15 protein-coding genes and 3 rRNA genes are annotated in these 25,742 nt (G+C 68.5%); 9 read left to right on the forward strand and 9 right to left on the reverse strand.

Annotated features, from left to right (window positions below; genetic code table 11):
• Nucleotides 1–68: 68 nt before the first annotated feature.
• The 4 genes from OHB00_RS10085 to OHB00_RS10100 all read right to left on the reverse strand — a co-directional run bounded on the left by OHB00_RS10085 (nt 69) and on the right by OHB00_RS10100 (nt 5,922).
• Entirely contained in the window at nt 69–677 is a 609-nt protein-coding gene (locus OHB00_RS10085) for a CDP-alcohol phosphatidyltransferase family protein (RefSeq protein ID WP_406433400.1), read from the reverse strand.
• Nucleotides 678–789: 112 nt separating this feature from the next.
• A 5S ribosomal RNA gene (gene rrf / locus OHB00_RS10090) occupies nt 790–906 on the reverse strand.
• A gap of 93 nt (nt 907–999) precedes the next feature.
• A 23S ribosomal RNA gene (locus OHB00_RS10095) occupies nt 1,000–4,106 on the reverse strand.
• A 291-nt stretch (nt 4,107–4,397) separates the two neighbouring features.
• Nucleotides 4,398–5,922, reverse strand: a 16S ribosomal RNA gene (locus OHB00_RS10100).
• Together the 16S, 23S and 5S rRNA genes form the textbook arrangement of a ribosomal RNA operon.
• A 537-nt stretch (nt 5,923–6,459) precedes the next feature.
• Here OHB00_RS10100 and OHB00_RS10105 point away from each other — a divergent pair.
• Both OHB00_RS10105 and ptsP read left to right on the forward strand, forming a co-directional pair.
• Nucleotides 6,460–6,909: a PTS glucose transporter subunit IIA gene (locus tag OHB00_RS10105; RefSeq protein WP_406433402.1), complete on the forward strand. Its 450-nt coding sequence runs from the start codon at nt 6,460–6,462 to the stop codon at nt 6,907–6,909.
• Nucleotides 6,910–7,019: 110 nt separating this feature from the next.
• Complete coding sequence (gene ptsP, locus OHB00_RS10110) at nt 7,020–8,690, forward strand: phosphoenolpyruvate--protein phosphotransferase (RefSeq protein ID WP_406433404.1); 1,671 nt, start codon at nt 7,020–7,022, stop codon at nt 8,688–8,690.
• Nucleotides 8,691–8,758: 68 nt separating this feature from the next.
• Here ptsP and OHB00_RS10115 read toward each other — a convergent pair whose 3' ends face one another.
• Nucleotides 8,759–9,652 (reverse strand): hypothetical protein, encoded by an 894-nt coding sequence (locus OHB00_RS10115; RefSeq protein WP_406433406.1) that lies wholly within the window; start codon nt 9,650–9,652, stop codon nt 8,759–8,761.
• A gap of 115 nt (nt 9,653–9,767) precedes the next feature.
• Here OHB00_RS10115 and OHB00_RS10120 point away from each other — a divergent pair, with 115 nt between their 5' ends.
• Entirely contained in the window at nt 9,768–10,157 is a 390-nt protein-coding gene (locus tag OHB00_RS10120; RefSeq protein WP_406433408.1) for a hypothetical protein, read from the forward strand.
• 18 nt (nt 10,158–10,175) lie between these two features.
• Here OHB00_RS10120 and OHB00_RS10125 read toward each other — a convergent pair whose 3' ends face one another.
• Nucleotides 10,176–12,143 (reverse strand): acetoacetate--CoA ligase, encoded by a 1,968-nt coding sequence (locus tag OHB00_RS10125; RefSeq protein WP_406433410.1) that lies wholly within the window; start codon nt 12,141–12,143, stop codon nt 10,176–10,178.
• 212 nt (nt 12,144–12,355) lie between these two features.
• Here OHB00_RS10125 and OHB00_RS10130 point away from each other — a divergent pair, with 212 nt between their 5' ends.
• Complete coding sequence (locus tag OHB00_RS10130) at nt 12,356–14,716, forward strand: glycoside hydrolase family 31 protein (RefSeq protein WP_406433412.1); 2,361 nt, start codon at nt 12,356–12,358, stop codon at nt 14,714–14,716.
• A gap of 10 nt (nt 14,717–14,726) precedes the next feature.
• Here the strand turns inward: OHB00_RS10130 and OHB00_RS10135 are convergent, their stop codons facing one another.
• Entirely contained in the window at nt 14,727–15,260 is a 534-nt protein-coding gene (locus tag OHB00_RS10135) for an NUDIX domain-containing protein (RefSeq protein ID WP_406433414.1), read from the reverse strand.
• Between the two features lie 194 nt (nt 15,261–15,454).
• On the opposite strand from OHB00_RS10135, the gene OHB00_RS10140 reads away from it, so the two are divergent.
• The 5 genes from OHB00_RS10140 to glpK all read left to right on the forward strand — a co-directional run bounded on the left by OHB00_RS10140 (nt 15,455) and on the right by glpK (nt 21,459).
• Entirely contained in the window at nt 15,455–15,901 is a 447-nt protein-coding gene (locus tag OHB00_RS10140; protein ID WP_406433416.1) for a Zn-ribbon domain-containing OB-fold protein, read from the forward strand.
• Nucleotides 15,898–17,088, forward strand: a complete 1,191-nt coding sequence (locus OHB00_RS10145) for a lipid-transfer protein (protein ID WP_406433418.1) — start codon at nt 15,898–15,900, stop codon at nt 17,086–17,088. Before OHB00_RS10140 ends, OHB00_RS10145 begins: the two co-directional genes overlap by 4 nt.
• A gap of 111 nt (nt 17,089–17,199) precedes the next feature.
• Nucleotides 17,200–18,840 (forward strand): EAL domain-containing protein, encoded by a 1,641-nt coding sequence (locus tag OHB00_RS10150; protein WP_406433420.1) that lies wholly within the window; start codon nt 17,200–17,202, stop codon nt 18,838–18,840.
• Nucleotides 18,841–19,147: 307 nt separating this feature from the next.
• The gene (locus OHB00_RS10155; protein ID WP_406433422.1) at nt 19,148–19,885 is read left to right on the forward strand and encodes an MIP/aquaporin family protein; all 738 of its coding nucleotides are present in this window, start codon (nt 19,148–19,150) and stop codon (nt 19,883–19,885) included.
• 56 nt (nt 19,886–19,941) lie between these two features.
• Nucleotides 19,942–21,459, forward strand: coding sequence for a glycerol kinase GlpK (gene glpK / locus OHB00_RS10160; RefSeq protein WP_406433424.1), 1,518 nt, complete (start codon nt 19,942–19,944; stop codon nt 21,457–21,459).
• 60 nt (nt 21,460–21,519) lie between these two features.
• On the opposite strand, the gene OHB00_RS10165 is transcribed toward glpK, so the two are convergent.
• Both OHB00_RS10165 and OHB00_RS10170 read right to left on the reverse strand, forming a co-directional pair.
• The gene (locus OHB00_RS10165; RefSeq protein WP_406433426.1) at nt 21,520–22,125 is read right to left on the reverse strand and encodes a GTP-binding protein; all 606 of its coding nucleotides are present in this window, start codon (nt 22,123–22,125) and stop codon (nt 21,520–21,522) included.
• The gene (locus OHB00_RS10170) at nt 22,106–25,741 is read right to left on the reverse strand and encodes a hydantoinase B/oxoprolinase family protein (protein WP_406433428.1); all 3,636 of its coding nucleotides are present in this window, start codon (nt 25,739–25,741) and stop codon (nt 22,106–22,108) included. The genes OHB00_RS10165 and OHB00_RS10170 overlap by 20 nt, the downstream gene beginning before the upstream one ends.
• Nucleotide 25,742: the final 1 nt, after the last annotated feature.

The following is a 25,742-nucleotide window of genomic DNA, read 5'->3' on the forward strand; positions in this document are numbered from 1 at the left end:
CCTCACATTTCCGCCGCGGGCCATCGAGAGCATTCGAGGGCCACTGCGTCCGGACAATCGCCGAGGCTTCAGTCGGCTGTGGCGTCCGCACGAACCAGGCGGCGGACCTGCACCACGTAAAGCACTCCTGCCCACCAGTACAGGGTTGTACCCCACCCTGCGAACGCCCATCCGAAAATAGCAGCCAGTGACGAGATCCAGCCGGTTCCGTCACTGAGCAGGAGGAGCGGGAACGCGTACATCAGATTGAACGTCGCGGCCTTACCCAGGAAGTTCACCTGGGGCGGCGGATAGCCGTGCCGCCGAAGGATCCCCACCATCACCAGCAGGATCAGCTCACGCAGCAGTAGTGCTGCCGTCAACCAGAGCGGCAGAATCTCACGCCAGGTGAGTCCGACCAACGTCGAGAGCACGTAGAGCCGGTCCGCGGCGGGGTCCAGTAGCCGGCCGAGGCTGCTGATCTGGTTCCAGCGCCGGGCGAGCTTGCCGTCCAGGTAGTCGCTGACACCGCTGAAGAGAAGTACCAGCAGGGCCCAGCCGTCGCTCTTGGGCCCGCCGAACTCGGGCCTGAGGATCAACCACAGGAAGAGGGGTACGCCGACGAGACGGGCCATGCTGAGGATGTTCGGGATGGTGAGGACCCGGTCCGTCTGGACACGGGTCTCCTGGACCTCCACCCGGGAGCCTCCTGTGGTGGGAAACGAGCCAACTTTGCCCCCTGACCCTACCTCAACGCAAAAAAGCTCTGGCTCTCGGGCCAGTTGCCCAAGAGCCAGAGCTCTAAAAGGAGTTCGGCGGCGTCCTACTCTCCCACAGGGTCCCCCCTGCAGTACCATCGGCGCTGTAAGGCTTAGCTTCCGGGTTCGGAATGTAACCGGGCGTTTCCCTCACGCTATGACCACCGAAACACTATGAAACTCTCAGCCGCACCACACCCCGGAAAAACGGGGCATGGGGCTGTTCGTGGTTTCAGAACCAACACAGTGGACGCGAGCAACTGAGGACAAGCCCTCGGCCTATTAGTACCGGTCACCTCCACCAGTTACCTGGCTTCCAGATCCGGCCTATCAACCCAGTCGTCTACTGGGAGCCTTACCCCATCAAGTGGGTGGGAGTCCTCATCTCGAAGCAGGCTTCCCGCTTAGATGCTTTCAGCGGTTATCCCTCCCGAACGTAGCCAACCAGCCATGCCCTTGGCAGAACAACTGGCACACCAGAGGTTCGTCCGTCCCGGTCCTCTCGTACTAGGGACAGCCCTTCTCAAGACTCCTACGCGCACAGCGGATAGGGACCGAACTGTCTCACGACGTTCTAAACCCAGCTCGCGTACCGCTTTAATGGGCGAACAGCCCAACCCTTGGGACCGACTCCAGCCCCAGGATGCGACGAGCCGACATCGAGGTGCCAAACCATCCCGTCGATATGGACTCTTGGGGAAGATCAGCCTGTTATCCCCGGGGTACCTTTTATCCGTTGAGCGACGGCGCTTCCACAAGCCACCGCCGGATCACTAGTCCCGACTTTCGTCCCTGCTCGACCCGTCGGTCTCACAGTCAAGCTCCCTTGTGCACTTACACTCAACACCTGATTGCCAACCAGGCTGAGGGAACCTTTGGGCGCCTCCGTTACTCTTTAGGAGGCAACCGCCCCAGTTAAACTACCCATCAGACACTGTCCCTGATCCGGATCACGGACCCAGGTTAGACATCCAGCACGACCAGACTGGTATTTCAACGACGACTCCACACGAACTGGCGTCCGCGTTTCAAAGTCTCCCAGCTATCCTACACAAGCCGAACCGAACACCAATATCAAACTGTAGTAAAGGTCCCGGGGTCTTTCCGTCCTGCTGCGCGAAACGAGCATCTTTACTCGTAGTGCAATTTCACCGGGCCTATGGTTGAGACAGTCGAGAAGTCGTTACGCCATTCGTGCAGGTCGGAACTTACCCGACAAGGAATTTCGCTACCTTAGGATGGTTATAGTTACCACCGCCGTTTACTGGCGCTTAAGTTCTCAGCTTCGCCCCACCGAAATGGAGCTAACCGGTCCCCTTAACGTTCCAGCACCGGGCAGGCGTCAGTCCGTATACATCGCCTTACGGCTTCGCACGGACCTGTGTTTTTAGTAAACAGTCGCTTCTCGCTGGTCTCTGCGGCCACCCCCAGCTCAGGAAGTAAATTCCCTCACCAGGCATGGCCCCCCTTCTCCCGAAGTTACGGGGGCATTTTGCCGAGTTCCTTAACCATAGTTCACCCGAACGCCTCGGTATTCTCTACCTGACCACCTGAGTCGGTTTAGGGTACGGGCCGCCATGAAACTCGCTAGAGGCTTTTCTCGACAGCATAGGATCATCCACTTCACCACAATCGGCTCGGCATCAGGTCTCAGCCTTGATGTGCGACGGATTTACCTACCGCACGGCCTACACCCTTACCCCGGGACAACCACCGCCCGGGCTGGACTACCTTCCTGCGTCACCCCATCACTCACCTACTACCACCTTGGGTCAGCGGCTCCACCACTCCCCTCAACTCCGAAGAGATCAGGGCGGCTTCACGGCCTTAGCATTAATGGGTTCGATGTTTGACGCTTCACAGCGGGTACCGGAATATCAACCGGTTATCCATCGACTACGCCTGTCGGCCTCGCCTTAGGTCCCGACTTACCCTGGGCAGATCAGCTTGACCCAGGAACCCTTAGTCAATCGGCGCACACGTTTCCCACGTGTGAATCGCTACTCATGCCTGCATTCTCACTCGTCAACCGTCCACAACTCGCTTACGCGGCTGCTTCACCCGGCAGACGACGCTCCCCTACCCATCACAGCCTCCGTTGGGAGTATTGCTGCAATGACACGACTTCGGCGGTACGCTTGAGCCCCGCTACATTGTCGGCGCGGAATCACTAGACCAGTGAGCTATTACGCACTCTTTCAAGGGTGGCTGCTTCTAAGCCAACCTCCTGGTTGTCTGTGCGACTCCACATCCTTTCCCACTTAGCGTACGCTTAGGGGCCTTAGTCGATGCTCTGGGCTGTTTCCCTCTCGACCATGGAGCTTATCCCCCACAGTCTCACTGCCGCGCTCTCACTTACCGGCATTCGGAGTTTGGCTAAGGTCAGTAACCCGGTAGGGCCCATCGCCTATCCAGTGCTCTACCTCCGGCAAGAAACACACGACGCTGCACCTAAATGCATTTCGGGGAGAACCAGCTATCACGGAGTTTGATTGGCCTTTCACCCCTAACCACAGGTCATCCCCCAGGTTTTCAACCCTGGTGGGTTCGGTCCTCCACGAAGTCTTACCTCCGCTTCAACCTGCCCATGGCTAGATCACTCCGCTTCGGGTCTTGAGCGTGCTACTGAAACGCCCTGTTCGGACTCGCTTTCGCTACGGCTACCCCACACGGGTTAACCTCGCAACACACCGCAAACTCGCAGGCTCATTCTTCAAAAGGCACGCAGTCACACCACAAGGATGCTCCCACGGCTTGTAGGCACACGGTTTCAGGTACTATTTCACTCCCCTCCCGGGGTACTTTTCACCATTCCCTCACGGTACTATCCGCTATCGGTCACCAGGGAATATTTAGGCTTAGCGGGTGGTCCCGCCAGATTCACACGGGATTTCTCGGGCCCCGTGCTACTTGGGTGTCTCTCAAACGAGCCGTTGATATTTCAGCTACGGGGGTCTTACCCTCTACGCCGGACCTTTCGCATGTCCTTCGCCTACATCAACGGTTTCTGACTCGCCCTGCCGCCGGCAGACGACAGAAGAGAGATCCCACAACCCCGTATACGCAACCCCTGCCGGGTCTCACACGCATACGGTTTGGCCTCATCCGGTTTCGCTCGCCACTACTCCCGGAATCACGGTTGTTTTCTCTTCCTGAGGGTACTGAGATGTTTCACTTCCCCTCGTTCCCTCCACACTGCCTATGTGTTCAGCAGCGGGTGACAGCCCATGACGACTGCCGGGTTTCCCCATTCGGAAACCCCCGGATCAAAGCCTGGTTGACGACTCCCCGGGGACTATCGTGGCCTCCCACGTCCTTCATCGGTTCCTGGTGCCAAGGCATCCACCGTGCGCCCTTAAAAACTTGGCCACAGATGCTCGCGTCCACTGTGCAGTTCTCAAACAACGACCAGCCACCCGTCACACACCAGCTTCGCTGATGCTTTACCGGGGCCGGCATCGAGGGAATTCATTCCCTCAGACACCCAACAGCGTGCCCGACACTCTCTCACCGTCCACCCGTGTTCCACGCCGAAGCAGTACTAACAGGAGATCTTGAGAGTGTGCCGAGTAGTCAACGTTCCACCCATGAGCTGACCACCGTCGGACGTTTGCCGACGTAGTGGCTCTGACTGCCTTGCGGCAGCTAGATGCTCCTTAGAAAGGAGGTGATCCAGCCGCACCTTCCGGTACGGCTACCTTGTTACGACTTCGTCCCAATCGCCAGTCCCACCTTCGACAGCTCCCTCCCACAAGGGGTTGGGCCACCGGCTTCGGGTGTTACCGACTTTCGTGACGTGACGGGCGGTGTGTACAAGGCCCGGGAACGTATTCACCGCAGCAATGCTGATCTGCGATTACTAGCGACTCCGACTTCATGGGGTCGAGTTGCAGACCCCAATCCGAACTGAGACCGGCTTTTTGAGATTCGCTCCACCTCACGGTATCGCAGCTCATTGTACCGGCCATTGTAGCACGTGTGCAGCCCAAGACATAAGGGGCATGATGACTTGACGTCGTCCCCACCTTCCTCCGAGTTGACCCCGGCGGTCTCCCGTGAGTCCCCAGCACCACAAGGGCCTGCTGGCAACACGGGACAAGGGTTGCGCTCGTTGCGGGACTTAACCCAACATCTCACGACACGAGCTGACGACAGCCATGCACCACCTGTACACCGACCACAAGGGGGCGCCCATCTCTGAACGTTTCCGGTGTATGTCAAGCCTTGGTAAGGTTCTTCGCGTTGCGTCGAATTAAGCCACATGCTCCGCCGCTTGTGCGGGCCCCCGTCAATTCCTTTGAGTTTTAGCCTTGCGGCCGTACTCCCCAGGCGGGGAACTTAATGCGTTAGCTGCGGCACCGACGACGTGGAATGTCGCCAACACCTAGTTCCCACCGTTTACGGCGTGGACTACCAGGGTATCTAATCCTGTTCGCTCCCCACGCTTTCGCTCCTCAGCGTCAGTAATGGCCCAGAGATCCGCCTTCGCCACCGGTGTTCCTCCTGATATCTGCGCATTTCACCGCTACACCAGGAATTCCGATCTCCCCTACCACACTCTAGCTAGCCCGTATCGACTGCAGACCCGAGGTTAAGCCTCGGGCTTTCACAATCGACGTGACAAGCCGCCTACGAGCTCTTTACGCCCAATAATTCCGGACAACGCTTGCGCCCTACGTATTACCGCGGCTGCTGGCACGTAGTTAGCCGGCGCTTCTTCTGCAGGTACCGTCACTTTCGCTTCTTCCCTGCTGAAAGAGGTTTACAACCCGAAGGCCGTCATCCCTCACGCGGCGTCGCTGCATCAGGCTTTCGCCCATTGTGCAATATTCCCCACTGCTGCCTCCCGTAGGAGTCTGGGCCGTGTCTCAGTCCCAGTGTGGCCGGTCGCCCTCTCAGGCCGGCTACCCGTCGTCGCCTTGGTGAGCCACTACCTCACCAACAAGCTGATAGGCCGCGGGCTCATCCTGCACCGCCGGAGCTTTACAACCCGGGAGATGCCTCCCAGGCTCATATCCGGTATTAGACCCCGTTTCCAGGGCTTGTCCCAGAGTGCAGGGCAGATTGCCCACGTGTTACTCACCCGTTCGCCACTAATCCCCACCGAAGTGGTTCATCGTTCGACTTGCATGTGTTAAGCACGCCGCCAGCGTTCGTCCTGAGCCAGGATCAAACTCTCCGTGAATGCTTCTCACGGGAGCGGAACAGGCCGGAGGAATAATCCGACCGTTCACAGCGTCCTCGCTGTATTTTTCTTCAAAGGAACCTCGACCATCGGACAGTGTCCGACGGACGGGGTATCAACATATCTGGCGTTGACTTTTGGCACGCTGTTGAGTTCTCAAGGAACGGTCGCTTCCTTTGTACTCACCCTCTCGGGCTTTCCTCCGGGCTTCCCTTCGGTGTTCCAAACTCTATCAGTGTTTTTCCGTCTCTCTGACCACCCTCCCGCAGACATGCGAAAAGTGATCCCGAGTTAGGATCTGACAAGTTTGAGTGCTGTTCGGGTGGCGACGCTTTACCGCACCGCCTCGCCCCAAGCAGGAGTACGACTGTACACGGAGCCCCGAAGGCCGTGCAAATCCAATAGGCTGGTGGTCTAGACCACTAGCTGGTAGCTTCCATGCGGAACCGCCACTTCATATGACATACGCTGCTGGTCAGTGCCGTCCGGAACAGGCAGTGACGGCCCGTACGCAGCTCCACTTCTGGGAGGCTTCCCATGACCACCGTGACGTCCCCGCTCGCAGGACGTGCCGTCGGACTGGCCGCAGTGCCGGATCCGGTCTTCGCCGGGGCCATGGTCGGCCCGGGTACCGCCATCGACCCCGTGCGTGAGCCGTCCGCGGTCGTGGCGCCCGTGGACGGAGTCGTCGTCTCCCTGCACCCGCACGCGTTCGTCGTGGTCGACGACAGTGGCCACGGTGTACTCACCCACCTCGGTATCGACACCGTGCAGCTCAACGGGCAGGGTTTCGAGCTGCTCGTCAACAAGGGGGACACAGTGACCCGGGGCCAGGCCGTGGTGCGCTGGAACCCGGCTGAGGTGGAGGCCGCGGGGAAGTCTCCGGTCTGCCCTGTCGTGGCCCTGGAGGCCACGGCCGACTCCCTCTCCGCGCTCCGCGAAGACGATGACGTGAAGGCCGGCGACACCCTGTTCGCCTGGAACTGATTCGTCCCGGACCGACGACCCCGCCGCCCTGCCGTCGTAGTACGGAGAAAGCGGCGACATGACGACCACCGCGGCGGCGGGACCCGCCGCACTATTCGGAGACGGGTGAGATGGAGACAACGCTGCGAGGCGTCGGCGTGAGCCACGGTGTGGCGATCGGCGAGGTTCGGCACATGGGAACGGCGGTGCTGGAGCCGCCTGCCAAGCAGATCCCCGCCGAAGAGGCGGAGCGGGAGCAGGGGCGGGCCCGGCAGGCGGTGGACGCCGTGGCCGCCGACCTGATGGCACGCGGCAATCTGGCGGGCGGCGAGGCCCAGGCGGTGCTTGAGGCGCAGGCCATGATGGCGCAGGACCCCGAGCTGATGTCCGACGTGGACCGCCGGATCGCGGTCGGCAGCACCGCCGAGCGTGCCGTCTACGACGCGTTCGCCGCGTACCGCGAGCTGCTGGCCGGAGCGGGCGAGTACCTTGCCGGTCGGGTGGCCGACCTGGACGACGTGCGGAATCGTATCGTCGCCCGGCTGCTGGGCGTTCCGATGCCGGGTGTCCCGGACAGTGATGAGCCGTACGTACTGGTGGCGCGGGATCTGGCGCCGGCGGACACGGCGCTGCTCGACCCGGCTCTGGTACTCGGTTTCGTGACCGAGGAGGGCGGGCCGACGAGCCACAGCGCGATCCTGGCTCGGGCGCTCGGTGTGCCGGCCGTGGTGGCGCTGCCGGGTGCCGGGGAGCTCACCGAGGGCACCGTGGTCGCCGTCGACGGCAGCACCGGGGACATCTTCGTGAACCCGAGTGCGGAGAGGAAGGCGGCGCTGCAGGCGGCGGCCGCCGAGCGGAAGGCGGCGCTGGCCGCCTCGACCGGCCCGGGTGCGACCGCGGACGGGCACAAGGTGCCGCTGCTGGCCAACGTGGGCGGGCCCGCGGACGTGCCGGCCGCGGTGGAGGCCGGTGCCGAGGGTGTCGGTCTGTTCCGTACCGAGTTCCTGTTCCTGGACGACAGCAAGAGTGCTCCTTCCGAGGAGAAGCAGGTCGAGGCCTACCGTCAGGTGCTGGAGGCGTTCCCGGAGGGCCGGGTCGTCGTGCGGGTGCTGGACGCGGGCGCGGACAAACCGCTGGACTTCCTGACGCCGGCGGACGAGCCGAACCCGGCGCTGGGCGTGCGTGGTCTGCGGACGCTGCTCGACCACCCCGAGGTGCTGCGCACCCAGCTGACGGCGCTGGCGAAGGCGGCCGAGGGGCTGCCCGTCCACCTTGAGGTGATGGCTCCGATGGTGGCGGACCGCGCCGACGCGAAGGCGTTCGCGGACGCCTGCCGGGAGGCTGGGCTGCGGGCCAAGTTCGGCGCGATGGTGGAGATTCCGTCGGCCGCGCTGCGGGCTCGCTCGGTCCTTGAGGAGGTCGAGTTCCTGTCGCTGGGGACGAACGACCTGGCCCAGTACACCTTCGCCGCGGACCGTCAGGTGGGTGCGGTGTCCCGGCTGCAGGATCCGTGGCAGCCCGCGCTGCTCGACCTGGTCGCGCTGTCGGCGGAGGCGGCGAAGGCCGAGGGCAAGAGCTGTGGCGTGTGCGGTGAGGCCGCGTCGGATCCGCTGCTGGCCTGTGTGCTGACGGGTCTGGGTGTCACCTCCCTCTCCATGGGTGCGGCGTCGATTCCTTATGTCCGGGCGATGCTGGCCAAGTACACGCTGGCCCAGTGCGAGCGGGCCGCGGCGGCGGCGCGTGCCACGGACAGTGCGGAGGAGGCCCGGGTGGCGGCCCAGGCGGTGCTGTCCGGCGAGTAGTCGGCCAGGGCCGTGATCGGCTTTCTTTCCAGGGGCGCTCACAGGCGGGTGGAGCGCCCCTGGTGGTTTCAGTGGTGGTGGCCCGGTGTCGTCTCCTGGTCGCCGAGGTCGGGCGGTGCGCAGTAGTCGACGTCTGATTCCGGTGAGATGAGGTCTCCGGATTCGACGTCGGTGCAGTACGCGTCGAAGACCTCGCCGGCGGTGAGGGGGGCGAGGTTGTTGCCGCGCAGTCGCCAGCCGTAGACGCGGTCGGGGGTGGCGGGGGCGGTGGTGCGCATGACGAGTCCACCGGGGCTGTTGGTGGCGAGGCCGAGGGCGAGGACGCTGGTGAATTCGAGGGCTTCGGCCTCGTCGAGGTCGGTGGTGCCTTCGCTGTTCTGGTCGGCGTGCAGGACGGTGACGAGGGTTTCGGGTGGTCCGGAGACGCTGCAGACGAGGTGCCGGTTGCCTGCGGGGGCGGTGTCGAGGATGCGGGTCAGGAGGTGGGAGGCGCGGGTGAAGGCGGCGCGTCCGACGTCCTCGCCGCAGGTGGCGCAGGGTCCGAGGCGGGCGAGGAGGGTGCTGGCGTACTCCCAGGTGGCCTGGCGTACCGCCTCGTCGACGAGAGCGGGGACGAGGTCGGTGAGGGGTCGGCCGTCGTACGGGACGGTGGCGCCGGTGGCCGCGAGTTCGGCGGTGAAGCGGGTGCGGCTGGCCGGGTTGTCCGGGTCGAGCCCGGTGGCCGTGCAGAACTCTGCGTATTCCTCGGGGTCGAACAGGGCGAGTGTGGTGTGGGTGCCCTCGGCGGCGCGGGTCCTGAGGACGGCTTCCATCTGGCGGAGGTAGGTGAGGTGGTCGTCGAAGGTGAAGGTGCGGTAGCGCCGCATGGCGCGGAAGTCGTGCTCGTCGGTCAGCAGGCCGATGGTGCCGGCGATTTCGCGGCGCAGGACGCGTCGCATGGTCCGGTGGTCGGTGTGCGCCATGATTCCCCCTGTGTGCGCTCGGTCAATGCTCACTCACAGTAATCGGCGGCACTGACAACGCGGGCGTGGAAGCCGGTCACGCACCTGGCGGGGCTGGATTGCGCAGGTCAGGGCGATGAAGACGCCGAAGGTGGCCCAGCCGGGCGGTCCGGTGGCGATGGCGGCGGTGACGGCGAGTGGGGCAGGCGCTCTGGGCGGTGTCGGGTGCGAGGGCGACGGAGAGCTCCCAGGAGATGGTGGCGTGGAGCATCTCGGCGACGGTGAAGGCGGCGGTCGCGGCGGTGAGCAGGAGGCCGGCCGTGACGGTTCCGCCGACGGACGGCGGAGAGTGCTCGATGGACTGCGGTCGTACGGCTGGTGGGTGGCCGCCGGGACCTGCTTCCGGTTGTCGGCCGGGCGGGGTGTACGGATCACGGCCGCCGGGTTGGAGCCCGCTGACGCGATGCGGCTGCCCTCGGACTTCGCCGCCGTCCTGGGCGAGTCCGAGGGCGCCTACGGGGGGTGAGCGCGGCGCTCGGGAAGGTCAGGCGCGCTTGCGGGCCAGGTCCTCGAAGTAGCTCAGCAGGTCGAGGTTGTCGATGGAGCCGGGGTTGACGGCCTTCTCCAGAGGCGCGCCCTGGAGCAGGCGTTTGACCGGGACCTCGATGCGCTTTCCGGTGAGGGTGTGCGGGACGCCGGGGACCTCGATGATCTCGTCGGGGACGTGCCGGGGCGAGAGCTGTTCGCGGATGGCCTGCTTGACGCGGTTCAGCAGGGCCTCGTCGAGGACCGCGCCCGGCGCCAGGTGGACGAAGAGGGGCATCCAGTAGCCGCCGTCGGGCTGCTCGACACCGATGACGAGGGACTCCCTGATCTCGGGGAGGCGCTCGACCACCTCGTAGATGTCCGCCGAGCCCATCCGCACGCCCTGGCGGTTGAGCGTGGAGTCGGAGCGGCCATGGATGATCACCGAGCCGCGTGCGGTGACGGTGATCCAGTCGCCGTGGCGCCACACGCCGGGGTAGGTGTCGAAGTAGCTCTCGTGGTAGCGGCTGCCGTCGGGGTCGTTCCAGAAGCGGATCGGCATGGACGGCATGGGGTTGGTGACGACCAGTTCGCCCACTTCGTCGATGACGGGATGTCCGGCCGGGTCCCAGGCCTGGAGGTCGGTGCCGAGGCCTGGTGCCTGCAGTTCGCCGGTGTACACGGGGAGGGTGGGTACGGCGCCCGCGAAGCAGGAGCACACGTCCGTGCCGCCGCTGACCGAGGCGATCCAGAGGTCGTCGCGGACCTCGTCGTGCAGCCAGCGGAAGCCGTCGGGGGGCAGCGGGGAGCCGGTGGTGGCGACGCACTTCACCCGGGAGAGGTCGTAGTCGCGGGAGGGGCGCACGCCGGCCTTGCGGCAGGCCATCACGTATGCGGCGGAGGTGCCGTAGAGGGTGGCTCCGGTGCGCTCGGCGACGCGCCACTGGGCGCCGGTGTCGGGATGACCGGGGCTGCCGTCGTAGAGGACGATCGTGGTGCCCGTGAGGAGGCCGGAGACCAGGAAGTTCCACATCATCCAGCCGGTCGAGGTGTACCAGAAGAAACGGTCCTCGGGGCCCAGGTCGCAGTGGAGTGCGAGCTGTTTGAGGTGTTCGACCAGGATGCCGCCCTGGGACTGGACGATGGCCTTGGGCAGGCCGGTGGTGCCCGAGGAGTACAGCACCCACAGGGGGTGGTCGAACGGGACCTGTTCGAACTCCGGCTCGGTGTCGGCGGAGGTCAGGGCCGACCACTCCAGGGCGCCTTCGGGGGCCGGGGTGCCGAGCAGCGGGATGTGGACGACGGCGCGCAGGGTGGGCAGTTCGCGGCGGAGTTCAGCGACGATCTCACGGCGGTCGTGTTCCTTGCCGCCGTACCGGTAGCCGTCGACGGTGAACAGGACCACGGGTTCGACCTGCTGGAAGCGGTCCAGGACGCTGCGGGCGCCGAAGTCCGGGGCGCAGGAGGTCCAGACGGCGCCCACGGCCGCGGTGGCGAGGAGGGCGACCACGGCCTGCGGGACGTTCGGGAGGTAGCCGCTGACACGGTCGCCGGGGCGGACGCCGAGGCTGCGGAGTTCGGCAGCCAGGGAGCCCACTTGGCGGCGCAGCTCCGCCCAGGTGACCGGGCGGGGTTCGTGGGTCTCGTCGACGTACAGGAGGGCGGGTTCGTCCGCGCGGGTGGCGGTGGCGCGCAGGGCGTGCTCGGCGTAGTTCAGCCTCGCGCCGGGGAACCACTCGGCGCCGGGCATGGCGCGGTCGCCGAGCACGCGCGCGTAGGGCGTCGAGAACCGCACGTCGAAATAGTCCGTGACGGCTTTCCAGAAGGTGTCGAGGTGGTCGACGGACCAGCGGTGCAGGGCCGGGTATCCGCCGTCGGCGGGGGCTCCGTGGTGTTCCGCCGCCCAGGTCTGGAACCTGGTGACGCGTGCCTGGGCGATCCGCTGCGGATCGGGCTGCCAGAGCGGCTGGGGGTTCGCGGTCGACATGGGGCGGCTCCCGGGCTTCTGCGCTGGTGTGCGTGGGACGCGCACGGCTGGGGTGTGCGCGTGACGCGGCTGACAGGGACGATGCCATGTGATCGACTTCTACACCAGGGCGCGCTCCACATAGTCCGTGTCGTGAAGATGTGGTCCCGGCACGGGTGAACGGCAGTTGAACGGCACGCGCGTGTGGAGCGCTGAGTGGCAGGGTGAGCAGCATGGACGGTCGTGACCTGGTGCGTTCGGTAAGAGTGGTCGGTTCGAGGAACGCGGCTCAGGGGTTGCGTACCGTACGGGCGGCGTGGCGCAGGAGGCGGATCGATGCCGCCGGGCTGCCCGCACGGGGCGCGGAGCGGGCCCGGGTGCCGGGGCCGGTGCAGGACGCGGAGCCGGGGCCGGGCGGCGGTGTGATCCGGTTCAGCCGGTCCGAGCTGCGCATCATGGTCGCCGTGAACGGGGCCGTCTTCTGGGCCTGGGACGGGGCCGGTCCCGAACCGTCGTACGCCCTCGCGGGGCACTGCCCGGAGCCGGATCCGCGGGCGGTCCTCGAACCGGACACCAACGGCGGCTGGCGGGTCGTGGCGGAGCGGGTGACGGTCAGCGTCTCGCGGCACGGTGCGGTGGAGGTGTGCACGCCCGGTGGCGTGAGGCTGCGGCGGGAGCTGCCGCCGCGCTGGTGGGAGCCGGTGGGCGGGGGTCCGGCGCGCTGGGTGCAGCGGTCGGAGGTGGCCGCGGACGCGCGGTTCTTCGGACTGGGCGGGCGTGCCTCGGGGCCGCGGCTGCGGGACGGCACGTACCGGCTGTGGAACACCGATCCCGGCCGCGCCTTCGGGCCGGGTGACGATCCGCTGTACATCACCATGCCGGTCCAGCTGGTGGTGGCGGACGCGGCGGCGCATCTGGTGTTCCACGACAGTTCCTGGGACGGGACGGTGACACTCCTGGAGGGCGAGGAGGGTGCCGGTTCCGGGCACGACCGGGCCGGGCGTTGCGAGCTGCGGATGGACGGCGGTCCGCTGCGCTGCTGGGTGATGGTGGGCACCCCCGCGCGCGTGCTGCACACCTGGGCCTCGCTCACGGGCGCGCCCGCGCTGCCGCCGGCGTGGGCGCTGGGCCATCACCACGCGCGCTGGGGTTTCGGCAGCGAGCAGGAGGTGCGGCGGATCGTCGCCGGTTACCAGGAACGCGGCCTGCCGCTGGACGCCGTGCATCTGGACATCGACCACTTCGACGCCCATCAGGTGTTCACGGTCGATCGCGAGCGCTTCCCGAAGCTGCCGACGCTGGCGGAGGAGTTGCGGCGGGACGGGATCCGGCTGGTGTCGATCGTCGATCCGGCGGTGAAGGCCGAGCAGGGCAACGCGGTCCACGACAGCGGGACGGCCGTCGACGCCTTCGTCCGTGACGCGTCGGGGCGGACGGTGCAGGGGGTGGCGTGGCCCGGGGAGACGGTCTTCCCCGACTTCACCGACGCGCGCGTGCGTTCATGGTGGGGCGGACTGTACGAGGAGCGGCTCGCGCTGGGCTTCGCCGGGTTCTGGCACGACATGAACGAGCCCACGTCCTTCAGCGCCTTCGGCGAGTCGACGCTGCCGCGCTCGACCCGGCACGCCCTGGAGGGCAGGGGCGGCGATCACCGGGAGGCGCACAACGTCTACGCGCTCTGCATGGCGCGGGCGGCCTACGAGGGCCTGCGCGAAATCACGCCACGGGAGCGGCCCTTCCTGTTCTCCCGCTCGGGCTGGGCCGGTGTGCAGCGCTACGGGGGCGCATGGTCCGGAGACGTCGCCACCGGCTGGCCGGGGCTGCGCGCGTCGCTGTCGCTGGTGCTGGGGCTCGGGCTGTGCGGGGTGCCGTACTCGGGGCCGGACGTGGGCGGTTTCGACGGGAGTCCGTCCCCGGAGCTGTTTCTGCGCTGGTTCCAGCTGGGCGCTTATCTGCCGCTGTTCCGTACCCACGCGAGCATGCGGGCGGGGCGCCGGGAGCCGTGGGAGTTCGGGGCCGAGGTGCTGGAGCACGCGCGCGTGGCGCTTCTCGAACGGCGGCGTCTGCTGCCGTACTTCATGACGCTGGCGCAGCTCGCGCGGCGGACCGGAGCGCCGTATGTGCGGCCGGTGTGGTGGGGTTCGCCGGAGGACCGGGCGCTGCGCGACTGCGAGGACGCGTTCCTGCTGGGCGACGCCCTGCTGGTGGCTCCGGTGCTGGGTCCGGGTACCGACCGGCGTGCGGTGCAGCTGCCCCGTGGGCGCTGGTACGACACGGTGACCGAGCAGGCGTACGAGGGGCCGGGGCAGGTGCTCCTCGATGCCCCGCTGTCGCGGATCCCGGTGCTGGCACGCGCGGGTGCCGTCCTGCCCGTGCGGGACGAGGACGGCGGGACGCGGCTTGAGGTGTGGGCGCCCGTCCGGGGGCGGACGGGAGGCGGGCTGTTCGTGCCGGACGCGGGCGACGGCTGGGACGAGCCGGAGGTCGAGCGTTACGTCGCCCGGTGGCAGGGCCGGCGGGTGGTCGTGCGACGCGAGGACGAGAACGGCGTGCGCGAGCCGTCCCACCCCGTCCGAGTCAGGGGGCTGGAATGAGCCGGAGGGCTCAGTAGCGGCCCTCGAACCACGCGCGTACGGCCACGCTGTGCAACGGGAAGGCGAGCTCCTCGGGGCGGCGCAGGAGGTGCCAGCCCTGCGTCTCGTCGGTCGGGCCCGACGGCGGGAGGCCTTCGGCCGGGCGTTCCGGGAGGAGCCCGAAGAGCAGCAGGTGCCCGTCGGGTGAGCTCATGGCGTCGACGAGCCGTACGTCGCGGGCGGCCGCGTCGATGCCCGTCTCCTCCTTGAGCTCACGGACGACGGCGTGCCGCCAGTCCTCCCGGTCGTCGACGTAGCCGCCGGGCAGCGCGACGCCGCCGCGCGCGGGGGCCACGGTACGGGTGATGACGACTAGGGCGGTGCCCTTCGTGTCGTAGACGGGCTGGAGGGCGATCGCCACCGGCAGCGGGTTCCGGTAGACGACGTGGCCGCAGGCCGGGCAGGTGCGGGGCCAGCCGGAGATTCCCTCTCCGTAGGCCGCTCCGCAGCTCGAACAGTGCGAGCCCGGAGCGGAGTTGGCGATTGGGTGCTGATTTTCGGACACGCGCGGACTTTATCCGATCAGGAGAACGACGTCTTACGGGCGGCGGAGCACATCATTCCGGAAGTGAACCGACATCTGACGACCTGGCGCCGGGAGCGGGAGGAGCGGTGAGGTCCGCCGGCGCGGCCTGCCCAACTCCGGCGACCCGTGGCACACTTCTGACGTTCCGTCAGATCCGGACTTCTGGAGGAGCTTTGTCGCCTACACGTACGCCGGCGGTCGTCGGCTGGTTCACCGGTGAGGGGGACGGATTCCGGCTGCTGGGGACCCGCTGTGCGGCCTGCGCCTCGGTCTTCTTCCCGCGCGAGGACGTGCGCTGCCGCAACCCCGGGTGCGCGGGCGGCGAGCTGGAGGAGGTGCCGCTCTCCCGGCACGGGCGGATCTGGTCGTACACCGACAGCAGATACCGACCTCCGTCACCGTATGTGAGCGACCCGGAACTTCCGTGGGAGCCGTACGCGTTGATCGCTGTGGAGCTGGAGACCGAGCGGATCGTGGTGCTCGGACAGGCGGTTCCCGGGATCACCGCCGCGGATCTGGCGGTGGGCATGGCGGTCGAGGTCGTCCCCGGAGTTCTGGCCGAGGACGCGGAGACGACCTGGACGACCTGGCACTGGCGGCCGACGGGGGTGACGGCATGACGGCGGACGTGGCGGTGCTCGGCGTGGGCATGCACCCCTGGGGCAAGTGGGGACGCGGCTTCGTCGAGTACGGGACGGCGGCGGCACGCGCTGCACTGGCGGACGCCGGCCTCGACTGGCGGGACATCGGCTCGATCGTGGGCGCGGACACGGTGCGTGGCGGATATCCCGGCTATGTGGCGGGCGCGACCTTCGCCAAGGCGCTGGGCTGGCAGGGGGCGCGGGTCGCGAGCGTGTACGCGGCCTGCGCGTCCGGGGCCCAGGCGGTCGCCGCGGCACGGGCACAGATCCTGGCGGGTCTCGCGGACGTGGTGCTCGTGGTGGGCGCGGACGCGGCGCCCAAGGGCTTCTTCCGGCCCGCCGGAGGAGAGAGGCCGGACGATCCCGACTGGCTGCGCTTCCGGCTGCTGGGGGCGACGAATCCGACGTACTTCGGGCTGTACGCGCGCCGCCGGATGGCGGTGTTCGGAGACACGCCCGAGGACTTCGCCCTGGTCAAGGTGAAGAACTCGGCTCTCGGGGCGCTCAATCCGTACGCCCGCTACCGCAAGCGGGTCACCGCCGAGGAGGTCGCCGCCTCCCAGGTGGTCGCCGATCCGCTGCGGCTGCTCGACATCTGCGCCACCTCCGACGGCGGGGCCGCGCTGGTGCTGTCCAGCCTGGAGTTCGCGCGCCGGCACGGGGCGGCGCGGCCGGTGCGGATCCGGGCGGTCTCCACGGTCACGCCCCGCTATCCGAGCACGGTGCTGGACCTGCCGGACATCGCCACCGACTCCGCGGCGGCGGTCGCGCCGTCGCCGGACTCCTTCCGTGGGTCGATCGCGCGGGCCGCCTACGAGGAGGCGGGTATCGGCCCCGAGGAGCTGTCGCTCGCCGAGGTGTACGACCTGTCCACCGCGCTGGAGCTGCAGTGGTACGAGGATCTGGGGCTGTGCGGCGAAGGCGAGGCGGCGAAGCTGCTGCGCGAGGGCGCGACGGCCCCGGGCGGCCGGATACCGGTCAACGCCAGCGGTGGGCTCGCGTCCTTCGGGGAGGCGGTGCCGGCTCAGGCGCTCGCCCAGGTCTGCGAGTTGACCTGGCAGTTGCGGGACGCGGCGGGGGACCGGCAGGTGGCGCACGCGCGCGTGGGGATCACGGCCAATCAGGGGCTGTTCGGGCACGGTTCGTCCGTCATAGCGGTGCGCTGACGGGCCGGGGTGACAGCGCAGGGCCCATACCCTGCGTGACCACCCCGAAATGGTGCGTGAACGTCTCGTGAACTGCCCCTGGGCGCGCACCGCCGGCGTCATCATGCTCCCGTGCGCACCTGGACGGATGCTCTCCGTTTCGCCTTCCAGCCGGTGGTGAATCTGACGACCGGCGGGATCACCGCACTGGAGATCCTCGCCCGCCCCGAGACCGGCGACATCCTCGCCGAAGCCCGCCGGAATCCCGAACTCGACGGCAAGCTGGCCGTGCTGGCCCTCCGCTCGGCGGCCCGCAAGGAGACGCTGCTGCCCCTGCACATCAACGTCTTCGCCGCCACCCTCGCCGACCTGGGCGGCATCGGGCCGCTACCCGAAGCCGTCCGCGAGGCCGGGCGGATGCCCTGGGAGGTCACCCTGGACATCGTCCCGCCGTACACGCACGTGCCGCAGCGGGCCCTGCTGGAGGCCGTGGCGGTGCTGCGCGGTCAGGGCTTCCGGATCAGCGCGGACGGCATCGGCGACGGGGACGTGCCGCTGCGGCTGCTCACCGACCTCTCCCCCGACCTGGTCAAGCTCGACGCCTCACTGCTCGCCCGGCCGGCCGCGGTGCGGGCGATGCGGACCCTGTGCGAGGAACTCGGCGCCCTGGTGGCCGTCGAAGGCGTGGAGACCGAACTCCAGCACGCGGCGGCGCTTGAGGCCGGGGCGCAACTGGCCCAGGGCGAGTTGTTCGCGCCCCCTGCCCGGATCCCGGTCTCGGAGGTGTACGTTCCGCCGCTCTCCCCCGCCGTCGTGCCGCCACCGCGCTCCGGGCCGCCCGTCCGGGAGTTCGTCCGGCCCGCCGCGCTCCTGCCGGTCACCGCCTCCGCGTTGCAGGTGCGGGCGCTGCTGACCGGCTCCCCGGACGTCTCCGGTGTGCTCCTGGTGGACCAGACGGGCGCCCCTGTCCGGTCGGTGCACCGCTCCCGGTTCCTGCTGTCGATGTCCGGCCGCTACGGGCACGCCCTGTACGCGGACCGCCCGGCCTTCAAGCTGGGCGACGCCCCGCGCACCGTGGGTGTCGACGCGACCGCGTGGGAGGCGCTGGACGTGGTGGCCGCCGGCGGCCCGGACCGCACCTCGGACGATGTGGCGGTCGTCGACCGGTTCGGGCGCTGTGTGGGCGTCGTACGCCTCGCCGACCTCGTACGGGCGCTCGCGGAGACCCGGGTCGAGGAGGCGGCCGGGCTCAACCCGCTGACGCGGCTGCCCGGCTCGGACGCGATCACGGGCGAGGCGGACCGGTGGCTCGCGGGCGGCCGCGGCTTCGCGCTGAGCTGGCTGGACATCGACCACTTCAAGCAGGTGAACGACGGTGCCGGGTTCGCCGCGGGCGACGAGCTGATCCGTTCGGTGGGGCGGGCACTGCAGGAGGCGGCCGTCGGGCACGCGCGCGTGGGGCACATCGGCGGGGACGACTTCCTGGTGCTCGCCGACGAGGCGGGACTCGATCCGGTCGCCGCCGTGCTCGACGCGCCCTGGTCCGCGGGCGGACGTCCCGTCACGCTGTCCCTGGCCACCGTCGTGTGCGGTCCGGGCAGTGTGGCCGACCACCGGGAGGCGGCCGCGTGTCTGGCGCCGCTCAAGAAGGCCGCCAAGGCGCTGCACGGGGCGAGTTGGGTGCTGGGGCGGGCGGGACTGCCCGGACACGAGATCCGGCGCGGCTCGGGCGCGTACCCGGCGCAGGCCGGGTACGCGGCGGTGGAGCCGTGACAGCTGCCTGCCGGCGGGCCGCCTGTCATCGTTGCCGTCACCGACCTTGACGGCCCCTGAGTGCCGGTGAAAACTTCCGGTGTCGGTCGACATCGCCGTACATTCTCGGCGTATTCAGGCACTGCGCCATGGGCCGCTCCTGTCTCAAGGCTCGTTCCCCCATGGGCGATTCGGCTGCCACGGCACGCTCGTCACAGACGCCGGGCGGGGCGCGGGACCTTCCCTGCCTTCGGCTGACGTCGCCAAGGGAACCGTTCCTGCTCAATGCGCCGGGGTCGATCCCCCGGCCAGCGCCCTAGGAGCCGCCATGAGCAACGGAGACATATTCGTCGGCGAAGTCATCGGTACGGCCATCCTGATCCTGTTCGGTGCCGGCGTCTGCGCCGCGGTCACCCTCAGACACTCCAAGGCCCGGGCCGCGGGGTGGGTGGTGATCGCGTTCGGCTGGGGATTCGGCGTCCTGGCCGGCGCCTACACCGCCGCTCCGCTCTCCGGTGGGCAGCTGAACCCCGCCGTCACCATCGGCATCGCCGTCGACACCGGGGTGTGGGACAAGGTCTGGGTGTATCTGCTCGGGCAGTTCGTCGGCGCGATGCTCGGGGCCCTGCTGACGTACCTGGTCTACCTGGCCCAGTTCCAGGCCAATGTGCGCGACGAGAAGTCAGGAGAGGAGCCGACGCCGACGCTCGGCATCTTCTCCACGATCCCGGAGATCCGGAATCCGGTCGCCAACCTCATCACCGAGATCATCGCGACGATCGCGCTCGTCCTGCCGATCCTCGCGTTCGGACTGACCAAGGGGCTCGGCGAGTCCGGCACCACCGTGCTGATCGTCTCCCTGCTGGTCGTCGGCATCGGGCTGTCGCTCGGCGGCCCGACCGGCTACGCCATCAACCCGACGCGCGACCTCGGCCCCCGAATCGTGCACACCTTCCTGCCGATCCCCAACAAGGGCACCTCGGACTGGGGTTACGCCTGGATCCCGGTCGCCGGCCCCCTGATCGGCGGGGCGCTCGCGGGCGTCATCTACAACGTGGCCTTCTGACTCGGCGCGGCCCTCCCACCCGCGCAGCCTTCCGACCCAGCGACCAAGGGGCAGCCATGACGGACACCGCCGAGAAGTACGTCGCCGCAATCGACCAGGGCACCACGTCGAGCCGCTGCATCATCTTCGACCACGACGGCGCGATCGTCGCCGTCGACCAGCGCGAGCACCGCCAGATCTTTCCCAAGCCGGGCTGGGTGGAGCACGACGCCACCGAGATCTGGTCCAAGGTGCAGGCCGTGGTGGCCGGGGCGCTCGCCAACGCGGGTCTGCGCCCCGACCAGCTGAGTGCGCTGGGCATCACCAACCAGCGCGAGACGACCGTCCTGTGGGACCGCGCCACCGGCAAGCCGGTGCACAACGCGATCGTCTGGCAGGACACCCGCACCGCCGCCCTGTGCCGTGAACTCGGCGGCCGCGACGGCCAGGACCGCTTCCGCGAGCAGACCGGGCTGCCCCTGGCCAGCTACTTCTCGGGCCCCAAGGCGGCCTGGCTGCTGGACAACGTCCCCGGGCTGCGGGACCGGGCCGAACGCGGTGAGATCGCCTTCGGGACCATCGACTCCTGGCTGATCTGGAACCTCACCGGCGGCACCGGCGGCGGCCGGCACGTCACCGACGTCACCAACGCCGGGCGCACCATGCTCATGAACCTGGAGACCCTCCAGTGGGACCCCGCCATCCTCGCCGCGATGAACGTCCCCGCCTCGATCCTGCCCGAGATCAGGTCGTCCGCCGAGGTGTACGGCACCGCTGTCGGCCAGCTGGCCGGGGTGCCGGTGGCATCCGCGCTGGGCGACCAGCAGGCGGCGGTCTTCGGACAGGCCTGCTACGACGTCGGCACGGCCAAGAACACCTACGGGACGGGCAGCTTCCTGCTGCTCAACACCGGCAACCGGCCGGTGCCGTCGAAGAGCGGGCTGCTGACCACGATGGGCTACAAGATCGGCGACGAGGCTCCGGTGTACTGCCTGGAGGGTTCGATCGCCATAACGGGCGCGCTCGTCCAGTGGTTCCGCGACCAGCTCGGCATCATCCGCACCGCCGACGAGATCGAGACGCTGGCAGCGAGCGTCGACGACAACGGCGGTGCCTACATCGTGCCCGCCTTCTCCGGCCTGTTCGCGCCCTACTGGCGTGCGGACGCGCGCGGCGTCGTCACCGGGCTCACCCGGTACGTCACCAAGGCGCACCTGGCCCGCGCGGTGCTTGAGGCGACGAGCTGGCAGACGCGGGAGGTCGTGGACGCCATGTACCAGGACTCCGGCGTGCAGATCACCACCCTGAAGGTGGACGGCGGCATGACCGGGAACAACCTCCTGATGCAGCACCAGGCCGACGTCCTCGGGGTACCGGTGATCCGGCCCCGGGTCTCCGAGACGACCTGCCTGGGCGCGGCCTACGCGGCCGGCCTGGCCACCGGCGTGTGGAACGACCTGGACGAGCTCAAGTCGCACTGGCAGAGGGACGTGGAGTGGACGCCCGCCATGGCGGCGTCGGTGCGCGAGCGGGAGTACGCGAACTGGCGCAAGGCGGTGGAGAAGAGCTTCGGCTGGCTGGAGGACGGCGAGTAACCACCCCGGGACCACGGCCCGTACCCCGGTCGGCGGGGGTGCGGGCCGTGCCGCCGCCGTTCAGGTGGTGACGGCCTGCCGGTGGTCCGCCGCGTACGCCATCGCGTGCCGGACGACGCCGATGAGCACGTCCTTGACCGACTCACGGTCCCGGGCGTCGCAGAGCACGACCGGTACGTCCGGGCCGAGATCGAGGGCCTTGCGTACCGCGTCCGCCGGGTAACGGGCCGCGTCATCGAAGCAGTTGACACCGACGAGGAAGGGTATGGAACGCCGCTCGAAGTAGTCGACGGCGGCGAAGCAGTCCTCCAGGCGGCGCGTGTCGGCGAGCACGACTGCTCCCAGCGCGCCCTCGGCGAGCTCGTCCCACATGAACCAGAACCGTTCCTGGCCGGGCGTGCCGAAGAGGTACAGCACCAGGTCCTCGCGCAGGGTGATGCGGCCGAAGTCCATGGCGACCGTAGTGGTGTGCTTGCCCTCGACGCCGGAGGTGTCGTCGACCGGTCGCCCGGCCTCGGTGAGCAGCTCCTCGGTGCGCAACGGCCTGATCTCGCTGACCGCGCCGACCAGGGTCGTCTTGCCCACGCCGAAGCCGCCGGCCACGAGGATCTTGAGCGTGACGGGCTCGACCGGGGGCTTGCCGCGCTCAGATCGCCCGAAGATCATCGTTCTCTTCTCCTGCTCGAGAGGGTCGTTGAGGGGATCGGGTGCCGGGTGACGGGCGTCCATACCCGCCGCCACCTGGGGTTTCGATGACGAGTACGTCGTCGGGGCCGACGCTCGCGGCATCGCTGCCGCCGAGTTCGGTGACCGTGCCGTCGGCCCGTTCCACCCGGTTGGCACCGAGCGCGCCCGGCTCGCCCCCTGCCATGCCGTACGGCGGTACGCGGCGGTGCTGGGAGAGGGTGGAGACGGTCATGGGTTCGAGGAAGCGGACGCGGCGGACCGCGCCGTCCCCGCCGTGCCAGTGGCCCGCGCCGCCGCTGTGCCGCCGTACGGCGAACTCGTCGAGGCGGACCGGCAGCCGCCATTCCAGGACTTCCGGGTCGGTGAGCCGGGAGTTGGTCATGTGGGTCTGTACGGCACTCGTGCCGTGGAAGCCGTCGCCGGCACCGGATCCGGAGGCGACGGTCTCGTAGTACTGGTGGCGTTCGTTGCCGAAGGTGACGTTGTTCATGGTCCCGGAGCCCTCGGCCTGGACGCCGAGCGCCGCGTAGAGGGCGCCTGTGATGGCCTGGGAGGTCTCGACGTTGCCCGCGACGACGGCGGCCGGCGGTTCGGGGGCGAGCATGGAACCGGGCGGTACCACGATGTCGAGGGGGCGCAGGCAGCCGTCGTTGAGCGGGATGTCGTCGGCGACGAGGGTGCGGAAGACGTAGAGCACGGCCGCGTTGACGACGGCGAACGGGGCGTTGAAGTTGGTGCCGAGCTGGGCGGAGGTGCCGGTGAAGTCGATGGTGGCGCGCCGCCTGTCGCGGTCCACGCGCACGCGTACCCGGATGACGGCGCCGGAGTCGGTCTCGTAGGCGTAGGCGCCGTCGTCGAGGGCGTCGATGACCCGGCGGACCGCTTCCTCGGCGTTGTCCTGGACGTGCCGCATGTAGGCCTGGACCACGTCGAGGCCGAACTCCTCGATCATCCGGCCGACTTCGTCGACGCCCTTGTGGTTGGCGGCGATCTGGGCGCGCAGGTCGGCGAGATTGGTGGGGATGTTGCGGGAGGGATGGCGGGCCTCGGCGAGCAGCCGGCGCGTCTCGGCCTCGCGGAACCGGCCGTTCTCGGTGAGCAGCCAGTTGTCGAAGAGGACGCCCTCCTCGTCGATGGTGCGGCTGTTCGCGGGCATGGAGCCCGGGGCGATGCCGCCGATCTCGGCGTGGTGGCCGCGGGAGGCGACGTAGAAGAGGATCCGGTCACCCTGCGTGGCGAAGACCGGTGTGATCACGGTGACGTCGGGCAGGTGGGTGCCGCCGTGGTACGGGTCGTTGACGGCGTAGGTGTCGCCGGGGTGCATCGAGGTGCCGCGGCGACGGATGACCTCTTTGACGCTGGTGCCCATGGAGCCCAGGTGGACGGGGATGTGCGGGGCGTTGGCCACCAGGTTTCCGTCCGGGTCGAACAGGGCGCAGGAGAAGTCCAGACGCTCCTTGATGTTGACGGACTGGGCCGTCGACTCCAGGCGGGCGCCCATCTGTTCGGCGATCGACATGAACAGGTTGTTGAAGACCTCAAGGAGAACCGGGTCGGCTTCTGTGTCGAGTTCGGAACTCTGCGTGACCGCCACGCGTTCCATGACCAGATGCCCGTCGTCGCTCGCCGCGGCCCGCCAGCCGTCGTCGACGACGGTCGTGGCGCCCGCCTCGGTGATGATCGCCGGGCCGGTGACGGATTCGCCGGGGGGCAGGTCCTCGCGGCGGTGAAGGGGTACGTCGCACCAGGTGCCGCCGGTGTGGAGGCGGACGGTCCGTGGGGTGGCGGGAGTGCCCTCGTAAGGGGCGAGGGCGGAGAGATCGGGGGGTTGGGTGATGCCGGTGGCTTCCACGGAGAGGGCTTCCACGACGACCGGGCGGTCGAGCGTGAAGGAGTACGTGGCGCGATGACGTTCTTCGAAGGCGTGTTTCATCGCGTCGGGCTGGGTGAGCTCGACGGTGAGGGTGGTGTCGGTGCCGTCGTAGCGGAGCTGGGCGCGGCGGGTGACTTCGACGCGGTCCTCGGGTACGTCCTCGGCGAGGAGCTCGGCCCGGGCCGCGGCTTCCAGCGCGTCGGCGGTCTTGCGGATGCCGGCCATGGCGGCGGGCTCCAGGGGGGCCTCGACGGACTGTTCACGCATGGCGGTGGTGTCGGCGAGCCCGATGCCGAGCGCGGACAGGACACCCGCCATGGGCGGCACCAGGACGGTGCGGATGCCGAGCGAGTCGGCGACCATGCAGGCGTGCTGCCCGCCGGCTCCGCCGAAGGTGGTGAGGGCGTAGCGGGTGACGTCGTGGCCCTTCTGGACGGAGATCCGCTTCACGGCGCCCGCGATGTTGGCCACGGCGATACTCAGGTAGCCCTCGGCGACCTGCTCGGGGGTGCGGTCGTCGCCGGTCTGCTCGCGGATCTCCCGCGCAAGGTCGGTGAAGCGGTCGCGGACGAGGTCCGCGTCCAGGGGCTGGTTCCCCTCCGGCCCGAAGACGCGGGGGAAGTGGCCGGGCTGGATCCGGCCGAGCATGACGTTGGCGTCGGTGACGGCGAGCGGGCCGCCGCCCCGGTAGCAGGCCGGGCCCGGGTCGGCGCCGGCCGAGTCCGGGCCGACGCGGTAGCGGGAGCCGTCGAAGTGCAGCACCGAGCCGCCGCCCGCGGCGACGGTGTGGATGTCCAGCATGGGAGCGCGCAGCCGGACGCCCGCGATCTGCGTGGTGAAGACCCGTTCGTAGCCGCCCGCGAAGTGGGAGACGTCGGTGGAGGTGCCGCCCATGTCGAAGCCGATGACCCGGTCGAAGCCGGCGAGCTGCGACATCCGGGCCATGCCGACGATCCCACCGGCCGGTCCGGAGAGCACGGCGTCCTTGCCGCGGAACTGCCCGGCCTCGGCGAGGCCGCCGTTGGACTGCATGAACATCAGCCGCACGCCTTCGAGTTCGTCGGCGACATGGCGGACGTAGCGGCGCAGCACGGGCGACAGGTAGGCGTCGACGACGGCGGTGTCGCCGCGCGGGACGAGCTTCATCAGCGGGCTGACCTCGCTCGACAGCGAGATCTGCGGGAAGCCGGTGCGGGCGGCCAGCTCACCGATCTCCTGCTCGTGGGCGGGGTAGAGGTGGCTGTGCATGCAGACGACGGCGACGGCGCGGATCCCGTCGTCGTACGCCGCCCGGAGCGGGCCCGCCAGGGCTTCCAGGTCGGGTGCGCGCAGGACGGTGCCGTCGGCGGCGACGCGCTCGTCCGCCTCGACGACCCGTTCGTACAGCAGCTCCGGCAGTTCGATGCGGCGGGCGAAGATGTGGGGGCGGTTCTGGTAGGCGATGCGCAGGGCGTCGCGGAAGCCGCGCGTGATGACGAGGAGAGTGCGCTCGCCCGTGCGCTCGAGAAGGGCGTTGGTGGCGACCGTGGTGCCCATACGGACGGCGTCGACGGGGCCGCCGGAGCCGCCGAGGAGCTCGTGTACCGCGGCCACGGCCGCGTCGGCGTATCGCGCGGGGTTGTCGGAGAGCAGCTTGTGTGTGAGCAGGCTGCCGTCCGGGCGCCGCGCGACGACATCGGTGAACGTACCGCCACGGTCGACCCAGAACTGCCAGCCTGTCACG

Source organism: Streptomyces sp. NBC_00631, assembly GCF_045206895.1.
Classification (GTDB): Bacteria; Actinomycetota; Actinomycetes; order Streptomycetales; family Streptomycetaceae; genus Streptomyces.

Excerpts from the sequence above, each read along its gene's own strand:
- OHB00_RS10120 (WP_406433408.1), top strand. The coding sequence starts at position 9,768 with ATGAAGACGCCGAAGGTGGCCCAGCCGGGCGGTCCGGTGGCGATGGCG.
- OHB00_RS10125 (WP_406433410.1), bottom strand. The coding sequence starts at position 12,143 with ATGTCGACCGCGAACCCCCAGCCGCTCTGGCAGCCCGATCCGCAGCGG.
- OHB00_RS10105 (WP_406433402.1), top strand. The coding sequence starts at position 6,460 with ATGACCACCGTGACGTCCCCGCTCGCAGGACGTGCCGTCGGACTGGCC.
- OHB00_RS10145 (WP_406433418.1), top strand. The coding sequence starts at position 15,898 with ATGACGGCGGACGTGGCGGTGCTCGGCGTGGGCATGCACCCCTGGGGC.
- OHB00_RS10115 (WP_406433406.1), bottom strand. The coding sequence starts at position 9,652 with ATGGCGCACACCGACCACCGGACCATGCGACGCGTCCTGCGCCGCGAA.
- glpK (WP_406433424.1), top strand. The coding sequence starts at position 19,942 with ATGACGGACACCGCCGAGAAGTACGTCGCCGCAATCGACCAGGGCACC.
- OHB00_RS10155 (WP_406433422.1), top strand. The coding sequence starts at position 19,148 with ATGAGCAACGGAGACATATTCGTCGGCGAAGTCATCGGTACGGCCATC.
- OHB00_RS10130 (WP_406433412.1), top strand. The coding sequence starts at position 12,356 with ATGGACGGTCGTGACCTGGTGCGTTCGGTAAGAGTGGTCGGTTCGAGG.
- ptsP (WP_406433404.1), top strand. The coding sequence starts at position 7,020 with ATGGAGACAACGCTGCGAGGCGTCGGCGTGAGCCACGGTGTGGCGATC.
- OHB00_RS10165 (WP_406433426.1), bottom strand. The coding sequence starts at position 22,125 with ATGATCTTCGGGCGATCTGAGCGCGGCAAGCCCCCGGTCGAGCCCGTC.